Origin of the sequence: Salipaludibacillus sp. CF4.18 (assembly GCF_051262595.1) — a bacterium.
In the GTDB taxonomy this organism is placed as follows: domain Bacteria; phylum Bacillota; class Bacilli; order Bacillales; family Salisediminibacteriaceae; genus Salipaludibacillus; species Salipaludibacillus neizhouensis.
On record NZ_JBIMEV010000002.1, the window covers coordinates 200491 to 210591 of the forward strand.

At 36.6% G+C, this 10101-nt stretch carries 7 protein-coding genes and 2 pseudogenes; 6 read left to right on the forward strand and 3 right to left on the reverse strand.

The annotated features are described in order from the left end of the window. The first annotated feature begins 10 nt into the window (after nt 1-10). From ACHABW_RS02895 to ACHABW_RS02915, 5 genes are all read left to right on the forward strand, one after another. A complete protein-coding gene (locus ACHABW_RS02895) occupies nt 11-1627 on the forward strand; it encodes an AAA family ATPase (protein WP_435753963.1) in 1617 nt (538 codons plus the stop codon). Between the two features lie 14 nt (nt 1628-1641). Beyond that, a complete protein-coding gene (locus ACHABW_RS02900; RefSeq protein WP_435753964.1) occupies nt 1642-3498 on the forward strand; it encodes a TnsD family Tn7-like transposition protein in 1857 nt (618 codons plus the stop codon). Nucleotides 3499-3631: 133 nt separating this feature from the next. Next, nucleotides 3632-3775, forward strand: a complete 144-nt coding sequence (locus ACHABW_RS02905) for a hypothetical protein (RefSeq protein WP_435753965.1) — start codon at nt 3632-3634, stop codon at nt 3773-3775. A gap of 22 nt (nt 3776-3797) precedes the next feature. Next, the gene (locus ACHABW_RS02910; protein WP_435753966.1) at nt 3798-4550 is read left to right on the forward strand and encodes an IS91 family transposase; all 753 of its coding nucleotides are present in this window, start codon (nt 3798-3800) and stop codon (nt 4548-4550) included. 273 nt (nt 4551-4823) lie between these two features. Continuing rightward, the gene (locus tag ACHABW_RS02915) at nt 4824-4979 is read left to right on the forward strand and encodes a hypothetical protein (RefSeq protein ID WP_435753967.1); all 156 of its coding nucleotides are present in this window, start codon (nt 4824-4826) and stop codon (nt 4977-4979) included. A gap of 46 nt (nt 4980-5025) precedes the next feature. On the opposite strand, the pseudogene ACHABW_RS02920 reads toward ACHABW_RS02915, so the two are convergent. The 3 genes and pseudogenes from ACHABW_RS02920 to ACHABW_RS02930 form a co-directional block, all read right to left on the reverse strand. Beyond that, nucleotides 5026-6482: pseudogene (locus tag ACHABW_RS02920) on the reverse strand (alpha-amylase). A gap of 34 nt (nt 6483-6516) precedes the next feature. Next, a pseudogene (locus ACHABW_RS02925) lies at nt 6517-6821 on the reverse strand (homoserine O-acetyltransferase/O-succinyltransferase family protein). Beyond that, on the reverse strand, nt 6742-7239 hold the full coding sequence (locus ACHABW_RS02930) for a homoserine O-acetyltransferase/O-succinyltransferase family protein (RefSeq protein WP_435753976.1): 498 nt from the start codon (nt 7237-7239) through the stop codon (nt 6742-6744). Before ACHABW_RS02930 ends, ACHABW_RS02925 begins: the two are co-directional and overlap by 80 nt. A 303-nt stretch (nt 7240-7542) precedes the next feature. Here ACHABW_RS02930 and ACHABW_RS02935 point away from each other — a divergent pair, with 303 nt between their 5' ends. Further along, nucleotides 7543-9024: an SIR2 family protein gene (locus tag ACHABW_RS02935; RefSeq protein ID WP_435753968.1), complete on the forward strand. Its 1482-nt coding sequence runs from the start codon at nt 7543-7545 to the stop codon at nt 9022-9024. Nucleotides 9025-10101: the final 1077 nt, after the last annotated feature.

Below are 10101 nucleotides of genomic sequence, written 5' to 3' on the forward strand. Positions count from 1 at the left end.
TGGGATGACATTGTCAGGACAACTGGTGCTAACAGGTCAAATAATACAAGCACGATACAAAGAACAAGACATTGCATCGTATAAACACAATCCTTATATCGAAGCGTTACCTGAAATATATGATGTGAAAGGAGCCGCTTCACGTATCAGCAGAAAGCCAACTTATGATTCAAAGGAACGTCTCTTACCAGATCCCTATCGTATTCATTCCATTTGGAGTATGTCAGATTTTATCAAGACTATACCAAAGCATATTACATTGGAACAAAGTATTTCAATTGCCATTCGCCAAGGATATAAAGCCCGAAACCCGATAAAAGCAGAATGGATACGTCAAATGAGAGAATCATTTGAGAATATTGATTGGACAAATGAAGAGTATGAACCTTTGATTCGATCAACCGCAACTGGATTTGCGCTTATAGGATTAAGTGGTATTGGTAAATCGACTGCGATTGAAAGTGTCCTAGGATTATACCCACAGGTCATTGAACATAAAGAGTATAACGGCACAATATTAAAACGATCTCAACTTGTTTGGCTGAAAATAGAATGTCCTTTTAACGGTTCGATTAAAGGGCTATGTCTAAATTATTTCTATAAAATCGATTGCATTTTAGGTACGACGACACTTTACAAACAGTTTAATAAAAGGAACATAAACAATGATGTTTTAGTGACAGAGATGGGTCATATAGCTGCTATTTATGGAATAGGTATCCTTGTCATTGATGAGATTCAAAGGTTAAGTGAAGCAAAAGCAGGTGGTGCAAAAATGATGATGAATTTTTTTGTTAAATTGATCAATAACATTGGGCTTCCCGTCATTTTAGTAGGAACACCTAAAGTGCAGTTTATATTTGATGATTTGGCAACCACTCGACGAAATGAGGGATTTGGCTCCGAGCTTTGGTTGAATTATTCTAAAGATGACGTTTGGGATAATTTTATTGAGGCTCTTTGGAAATACCAATGGACGAATGTTACCTCTAAGTTAACCCCAGCTATTGAAAAAGCTATTTACGACTGTACACAGGGAATACCTGATTTTGCTGTAAAACTATACATGTTAACCCAATGGCGGCTTATTGGTGAAGATAGTGAAAAAATCACGGCAGGGCTCATTCGAGAGGTTTTTAATGAGAATTTTAGATTATCGAAACCAATATTAACGGCCATTAAAAATAATCAGTTGGAAAAACTTAGAAATGTTAGAGATATACCTACTCCTGACATTAAAAAAGCCTTTCAACAGTCTGTTCAGAAAACGGCATTAAGAAGTGAGGAAACTGTAGCGTCTCAAAAAGAAGATGTGGAAATGTCTTCAGCAATTAAAATTATCAACATGCTACTAGAAAGTGGCATAGAAAATGTTGAAATAGCAAAAGAATGTGCGGAACACGCCGCGTCGAAAATGAACAGTAAACACGATTTCATAGAAGCCTTGCACTTTGCGTCTGAGGAAGCGAAAAAGATGGAGGAAATCTATCAAACAAAAATTCAAGTAGAGGAGAAAAGTCGAGAAGAAAAGACTTTCCCTAAAAAAGAAAAGATTCGTAATGAAGAGATTAAACAGTTGTTGAATGAAGATAAAGAGAAAAGTGAAGATTATCTAAATAATCAATAAGGGATGTGAGAGCAGTGATTCCAAGTTTTCCAACACCATATCCTGATGAATTGTTTTACAGTGTTCTTGTTAGGTATCATCTATGGAGTCGAAATCAAACAAAAGAAGAAACGATGAAGGATTTGTTTAGGGATTCGAGTATTTCTCCCGTAGCTAGTTTCCCTTCAAGGCTTTCTGTATTAGTTGAACAATTAGATCATGAAAAATTAACATGCCAGTATTTTATTGATAACACCACCCTATTTCCATTTTACCGTCCATTCATCGAGGAAGAACGCGTAAATCGCATCACGGCCTTTATGCGTGGTGAAGCAAATAATAATACACATATTCAAATGATGATCGGACATTTAGATAAAAAAAATAAGTATTTGTTTTATTGTCCTGCCTGTTTTCAAGAAGAGGTGCTCCGTTTAGGTGAAGCATATTGGCATCGGACACATCAAGTGTTTGGCGTGAAAGTGTGCCCTATCCACAACGTATGGCTGATTGAAAGTATGGTTCTCCATTCGTCAGAAAACTTAAATCCCCTAAACAAAGCTGTCATGAAGGAAGGAAAAAATGTGTATCATTCGAAACAGAAAAATCCGTTTTACTTCTCGATAGCACAAAGTGTTCATTGGATTTTATGTCATTCACCTCCCACATTAGGATTAGAGGAATTTAAAAAAAGATACAAATTCCTGCTCCATGATTCTACATTTCTAACGTATAGCGAGAAGATTCGTTTTAAAAGTTTAATTCCTAACATCATTGATACGTTGGGGGAAGAGTTTTTACAAGACATGCAAAGTTCCTTGTCTCCCACACAAAGAAGCAGCTGGCTACGAGGAATTTTTAAAGATTATGTGAAGGCGGTTCATCCCATAAAACATTTGGTTCTTATGTTAGCTTTAAACACGGCGCCTACAGATTATTTTAGTTTAAATCCCAAAAACTATGCCCCATTTGGAGAAGGACCTTGGCCGTGTCTTAATAGGGCAGCGTCTCATTTTCATGAACCAGTCATTGAAGAGTGTTTTATCCAACGTCAAGATACTACTGGGAAACCGTATGCTACGTTTAAGTGTTCTTGCGGATTTGTTTATAAACGAATCGGACCAGATAGATCACCAACAGATAAATACAATCATAGCTATATTGTTTCTTATGGTTCTGTTTGGGAACAAAAAGTAGTTGATTCCAAATCATTGAGACAAACTGCAAAAGAATTGAGGAGTTGTCGAAAAACGATAACAAAACAATATAAGAGATTGGTTAATCAAGAGAGTCCAACAGACGATCGTTTTCATTTGGACAGAAAGAAGCATCGGGAAGCTTGGTATAGTACTTTATCTCAGTATAATGGAAAAACTGTATCAGATATGAGGAACATAGCCAGAGCGACTTATGAGTGGTTATATCGTAACGATAAACAATGGCTGAATAAACATTCCCCACAATTAATTCGTAGTGTTCCTAGATATTCACGAAAAGGCTTAGATTATAACTATTGGAATAGGATCGACAAAGAGACTTATCCTCAATTGAAAGGGATTGTTGAAGCCGTTTCTTATCGTAATGGTAAACCAAATAGAGTCACAATAACAGCGGTAAGTGATAGGTTGAGAAACAAAAATTTTCTAAGAAAGAATATCGATCGCCTTCCTAAAACAAGAGAGTGTCTTACTCCTCTATTGGAAAGTGTAGAAGCATTTCGCGTTCGAAGGCTTAAATGGGTTCTAAGAAGAATGAAGGAAGACAATGAATTATTAACGTGGTCAAAGATAATAGCGAAATCGGGCATCAGAAATCATAACTTGACCGCAGAAATGAACGACATCATTGAAAGAGGACTAATAGAAGAATACATTTTTATATCGGACTTATAAAATTTTATAATTTTATTTCTATTATCAGGCAAATCGTGAAAAACGATTTGCTTTTTTTGTCGTTTAGAAAACTATAGATTTTTGAGTTGTGGATAAGTTTTGGTTAAGATAGTGGTAGTTGGAGGTGTCGTAAGTGGGCAAAAATGGCGGTGTGATTAAGAAAATTTTATGGGATCATTTTGCTGGCTTTTGGGTAATGCACGATAATCGTTTTCCTAAGGATTATCGAAACGATATTTATGAAACGGTTGATAAAGCTATGAAGTGCGGCGGATGAATGGTCGGATAAACAAGAAGAGATGATCTTCGATGTTCCACATCGCCATATGGTGTTTACGATTCCTAAAGAATTAAGAGATGTCTTTTTTCAGGATCGTTATAAATTGAATGAATTGAGTAAAGAAGTGGCGGAGGTGTTTAAGTATTACTTCTATCACAAAAGTAAAAAGCGTCGGATGGAAGTAAGCGTGATCACGGTAATTCATACATTTGGTCGTGATCTCAAATTTAACCCTCATATTCATGTTCTGGTGACAGAGGGAGCTCTAGATCGTCACAAAGAGTGGGTTCCTAGTGAGTACATATCTTATAATTACTTAAGAAAGTCTTGGCAGAAGCTTGTGCTTGATCTCCTGAAGAAGTGGTTTCCTCAAAACGACAGGGCTGACCAGCTCATTAATGAGTTGTATCAAAGGTATCCGCATGGTTTCTATGTGAATGCAGAGACAAAAATGAAAAATGCTAAAGGAGCTGCCAAGTATATTGGGCGTTACTTAGCGAGACCAGCTATTGCTGAATATCGAATAACATCTTATGACGGACAAACCGTTAGGTTTTGGTATGAAGATCATCGTACAGGACATCGAAAAGATGTGGTATGGCCCGTTTATAAATTTATTTTTGAACTTCTTCAGCACATCCCACCAAAACATTTTCGAGTAGTGGGGCGTTTTGGTCTATATAGTCGTCGGTTTCATAAACAAGTGAATGAAATTTTAAAGCTATATACTTGTAAGGGTAAGAAAGATTTCTTAATTGTTAGAAACGTCTAAGAAAAAGAAAACCTATCGGCAACGGATGATCGAAGAGTTTGAACGTGATCCTTATCAGTGTTCTCATTGTCAGAGAGAAATGGAGCTTACGATGATATGAATCGCAGACTATGGTTATCTTTATCACTATATGGAAGATATGAGAATTTATAAAACAGAAATAAAGAGGAGGAGGGAGATGGATGCCACGACGGGCGGGATAAAGAAGATCCACTAAGATGGTTAGATGACAAAGAAGATACTTTTGGAATAAAGGAAGAAATAGAGACGATCATGTTTAAATGTGTTGACTGCCATAAAACCGATGATGTTCCAGATTTTGTTGTCGATGATTTTGCTTATGATAAAGAAAAAGGAGAACAAGTGGAAGTGGTGTGTCCTTTTTGTGATGGCACGATGCAAATAGCGAAAGACGCCCCAAGAGACTAATCGATGCTTGGGACGTGGATAAGGCGCGTTAGCGCTTTTGTTCTTCTCATGCATTCTCTTTAACGTATATAGAGACGGTGGCACTTTTCACACGGAACTGACCGAAGCCGTCCTTTGTAATTTTACGCGTGAGGGATGGTTTCCTGTTAGGTCTATCCAGATTTGTCCAGCGAGTTTTTTTCCGACATACATGCGTTTATTTCCATCATCACCATTAGTCATGACTACGGCACACCCTGACCCTGGTATGTTCGAGACGCCTTTTCTTACCCAGCCAATCGTATTTCCATGATCAAAATAGTCTTTTTGGTCACCGTATGCGTAATGATATCTTGCATCTAAGATCGGATCAATCATATCTTTTTTACCTTGGATCGGATTTTCACCATTTATACCAATATAGTCTCCGTAAAACACGCATGGATAACCATCTTTACGAAGGAGGATGAGGGCATATGCCAAAGGTTTGAACCAGTCTTCCACCCAGGACTCCAAGGCTTCTTGAGGCTGAGAATCATGATTATCAACAAATGTCACTGCGTTCGTTGGATGAGTACCAACAAGGGTGTCTTCAAAAATCTTACTTAAATCATAATTACGACCAACCAGCGAAGCTTCGTGAAAGTGATAATGAAGAGCGACATCAAATAAATCAATTTCGTAATCTACATAGTTTAGAAAGTTTTGACACGCTTCCAGGTCGGGGTTCCAAAACTCACCGACAAAATAAAAATCTTTTCCAAATTTCAAACGCATGGCGTGAACAAACACAGAGATGAATTTATAATTAATATGTTTAATTGCATCTATCCGTAAACCATCGCATGTAGTTGTGTTAATGAACCATTCACCCCAATAAAGCATTTCTGCTTGTACGGCTGGATGATGGTAATCAATGTTAGCGAACATGAGATAATCATAGTTTCCAAATTCATTATCGACATGACTATTCCAGCGTTTATTGTCTCCTAATATTTGATAGATACCAATTCTATCTTCGTTGGCATCATAGTCCGTGCCGTTAAAATGGTGATAGGACCATTTAAAGGAGGAGTGTTTGCCATTTCGTGCAGGGAATGAAAACTTTGTCCATCCATCGATTTCAAAGGGCTCAGAGACAACTTTATATCGATCATTAGGATCTACTTCGATCACTTCAAAGCGCTCCGTATCATCGGCACCAGCTTTGTGATTCATGACAACATCTGAGTAAACTTGAATTCCTACATTTTTACAAGCGACAATGCCTTCTAAGAGTTCTTGCTTCGTTCCGTATTTCGTTCGGACTGAACCCTTTTGATCAAACTCGCCTAAGTCGTAACCATCATATATTCCGTAGCCATTATCTTCCTGGCTTATACCCTTTGTTGCGGGGGGGATCCATAAAGCATCGATGCCATGCTCTTTTAATTCACCTGCTAGCAGGACTAGACGATTCCAGTGGTCACCGTCGTTTGCCAAGTGCCATTCAAAAAATTGCATCATCGTGTGATTACGCTCCATGGTATCTTCCTCATTTCACTAATTTCTGTGTCTCTCATTTCCACTCATATGGCGTCTCCTGATACACATAATAATTGAGCCAATTTGAAAATAATAAATGAGCGTGAGAACGCCACCGATTCAATGAGGTTCGTGAGGGTCATTATTTGGAAAATAATGCGCGGGTAATTTTACACTTAACCCTCTGTCTAAATCGCGCTCATATTCTTCCTTAAGGGTCTCCGTATCGTATTCCAAATGTCCAGTAGCCATAATGTGTTTACCATCCTTGGACATCATGAGAAATGGGCCTGCCTCTTTTGAAGTAGCTAACAGCTCTAACCCTTCCGCTGCATTTATCTCCTCTGATGAGACATTTGTATGTCGTGAGTGGGGGGAGCGATAAACTCATCGTCAAATCCTCGCAAGAGCTTAATGTCTCCGTGACCATTAAAGATTCTATGGTGAAAAATACCAGAGCATTTTTCCTCAAGGGCAAATTTATCGTACCATAATGATGATAAAGTGCTGCTTGAGCACCCCAGCATATATGAAGGATAGACGTTACATTTTCCTCCGCCCAATCCATAATAATAGTGATCTCTTCCCAATATTCGACTTTTTCAAACTGGAAGTGCTCAATAGGAGCCCCTGTAATAATCATTCCGTCAAACTTGCGGTGCTTAATACGATCAAATTCTGAGTAAAAGTCTTCCATATGAGATTTACTTGCATTTTTTGATTTGTAAGTTGCGGTTTTCAGAAACGTAATGTCCACTTGCAAGGGCTAGTTCCCAAGAAGTCGAAGTAAATTAGCTTCTGTTTTTTGTTTAGGAAACTATAGATTTTTGAATTGTGGATACCTTACGTTATGTTCAAAGATAAGAAAGAAAATTAGCAGCTACCTTCACGCCACACGTATCAAGGGAACACCACCCTTATTACTTAAAAGATAGCGGCGGAAGCTGACGCTGTATTTAATAAAAGACGATATGCCGTTTTTCTTATGGTAAGATAGTCGGAAAAGATTGGAAAATGTATAATGGTTATTAAGTACATAAAAAGAAGAGGGAGGAAGGTTATGGATTATTATAATGTGTATCTCGAAGAATCAATGGATGAGTTACTTGACTGTATAAAGAAAATGCAATGTCGTCCTATTTTATTTGTGGGTTCGGGTTTATCTAGAAGATACATGGAAGCACCTTCTTGGAAGGGACTGTTACAACAAATTGTTGATGAGAATCCACTAATTGATAGCCCTCTTGAATACTACATTATGAATACACGAATAAACGGGAAAGAAAATTTACCCGAGGTAGCAAAGCATTTAGTTGATGATTATTTTAAATTTGCTTGGTTAGCAAAGACTAGGGAGGATGGCATATTTCCTGAGCAAGTGTACTCTGGAGATTTAGAAAAGGACATCTATATAAAATGTAAAGCTGTTTCTATTATTGAGCGTTCTCATAAAGAATTTATTAGAAAATTTTCAGATGAACAACATGACTACATGGAAGAGTTATCCTTATTAAGTGATGTAGATCCTCACGCTATTATCACAACAAATTACGACGAGATGCTTGAAGTGATTTTTCCTAATTATGAAGTTATTGTTGGTCAGCAAATTATTAGAAGATCGATGTACACTCATGTCGGAGAAATATTAAAAATCCACGGAACAACACTGGAGCCTACTAGCATTGTTTTATCTCAGGACGATTATGATAAGTTTAAGCAGAAAAAAAAGTATTTATCGGCGCAAATGCTGACCTATTTTATTGAACATCCCCTGGTAATTTTGGGGTATTCTGTTCAGGATGAAAATATTAAAAGTATTCTATCTGATATTGCTGAAATGCTTGATGACGTCAACACACTATTACCAAACATTTGGCTAGTGGAATGGCAAGGGGATATCGATGAAACAAAACAACCTCCGAAGGAAAAACTAATTGATCTAGGGAATAATCGCTCTCTACGTGTCAATTTAATTGTAGTCAATTCCTATTCTAAACTCTACAAAACATTAGGTGAAAGCGTTGTTGTTGAAAAAGTAAATATGAAATTACTTAGAAACCTTTCCAGAAGTGTTTATAACATTGTGCGAAGTAAAACTACCCAATTGAAAGTTAATGTTGCAACATTAAATGCTTTCTCTGATGAGGATCATTTATTCAACGTAATGAGTGTTCAGAACCTAAACCCGTCATCACTTACATCCATTTATCAATATCGTTTGACCGACATAACTGAAGAATGGGGTAAACATTATAGTGCGGGCGTTAAAATACTTGAAGAAATAGCTGAAATGACAGGATACGACATTCGAAGTGATCAAAATAAATATCATATTGATATGAATATAGGAAGAAATAGACCGAGTGCTGATCGTTGGTATTCTGAAGCAGCTAAACAATTGCTATCAAATGTGTTTTACCAAAGACCAACAACAGTTTCACTTCCAAACGGTGAGGAAATAGGATACTCGGATTTAATAGTCGCCGATACTAGTGATGGTTTCTCAAATGAAGAATCGGTAGCTGCGACGGTGGAGGAATAAATTAAAGTTCAACAGTTACTTTTATATTAAAGACTTTTGTTTTTGAAGATATAATTCAAAAAAAGCTCTAACATCAAAGATCTTAAAGACCATTAAAATCAAATAGAAAGTAATAATAAGAAAAGCACCTGATTCGCATAGTAAGGGGTTCGGTTTTCGGAAGAAAATTGAAAATAGCAATCTAATTAGACGACTAAATCACTATGCTTTTAGTCGTCTTCTATTTATTGTTAAGTCAATAAAATAACGTTATTTAACAGTTAATTAGCAACCTAATTAACATGTGTATTCACTGCATGACAATAAATATTGTCATAACTCTGATAACATCGCTAATAAGCACGTTATAATGGATGCTAAACATGATGTGAATTTACTTGTAGAATAATGGAAAAAAGGTTTTGTCATTATATCTTAAAATTATATTATAGAGAATAATGAGCTTGTGAAAAGGAGTACTTAAAGAAACGGGGAGAATCCTTCCACAAAGGATTCCGTTCTTCTTATTGAACATGCGCACCTTAGTGGAACAAGAATGATAAAAACCAACTCACTTTTATGGTGGATTTGACCGATACTTGAAGGAGAATTAATTGCTACCTTTACGAGTTTGATAAAGATATTAGTAATTCGAATAGATAAAATCCCTTCCAAAATGTAATATTATTCTTTATCAATATTTCGGTTGTGAATTTCAACTTCCAAAAACAATAAAAAGTCTTTCAACTTACTATGTTCTCTTTCATTATAAACTTCCAAAAAACTCCTCGAGCTTTCATACATACAATGGAGCTCATGGTCAGAAAGTATTTCTAAATTTTTAGAATCGATAGTTATCACCTCTTTTTTTTAGGGGGAGGACCTTTATTCAATACCAATACCCTTAAATTAGCGGAAAAATGTCGTATATTATAGAAAATATATTTCCAGAGGAATGTACCTAAAACATTGGATAATAATTGTATCTTTTGTGCCTCAACACAGAGTGATGGGATGATGGATTTACATGATAAGAAAAAAGTGATGAACAGTTCGAGCATAATGTACATGGAAAGAGAAGGCGCCTGTTGAACTAAC